Here is a 617-nt window from a genome sequence, read left to right as displayed (position 1 = left end):
AAGAAGAATTTTTGAATGAAGTTGAAAGAGTAATTAAAGAGCAACTATCTGGATAAAGGTCATAGAAAGATTTGTATGAAGCAATCTTCGGTTATTTCAAAGTTGTGTTTGAAGAGAGAATAGTGCCTATTGGAAAAAGGCGTAAATAACCATACAAACCCGAAATAGTTGTTTAAATTAGTAATCTTAACACCAAGTTATTGCCTTATTCCTAATAACAAGCGTATTTTTAGAATGTTCAAGTGATTGTACCATGTGGGTTGGTGCTACTACAATCTAAACTATTCCTGATATCAGCCGCTCAGATGCGCCTTTATCTGAGCAGGGATTTTATTCCTCTGATAGATTTACCAAGAAATTTTCCAATTAAAGCAAACAGCAACATTGCTATACACCCAAGATATGCATAACAAGTTACCGCTCTAATTCCTCTTACTCTGAGCTTCTTCAGATGCAGAAAATTTTTCAATCTGGAATTTAGTCTTTCAATAGCTGTTCTTTTCTTATACCTCTCACGCCATTCTTTAGAGTAGTAAGGCTTAATCCTTTTGTTGCTTCTAAGATTTGCTTTTATATAGGCTCTTCCAAAACCTTCTGCAGCGGCTGTATTTCTAACC

General features: G+C 34.8%; 1 protein-coding gene. It reads right to left on the bottom strand.

Annotation, left to right across the window (positions count from 1 at the left end):
* Positions 1 to 313: 313 nt before the first annotated feature.
* Positions 314 to 617: transposase (locus tag QMD21_07875; GenBank protein ID MDI6856681.1), on the bottom strand; the 304-nt coding region annotated here is incomplete at its 5' end.

This window comes from Candidatus Thermoplasmatota archaeon, assembly GCA_030018475.1.
Classification (GTDB): domain Archaea; phylum Thermoplasmatota; class JASEFT01; order JASEFT01; family JASEFT01; genus JASEFT01.
Note: the sequence above shows the minus strand (reverse complement) of the source record. Positions and strands in the feature narration are given on the sequence as shown.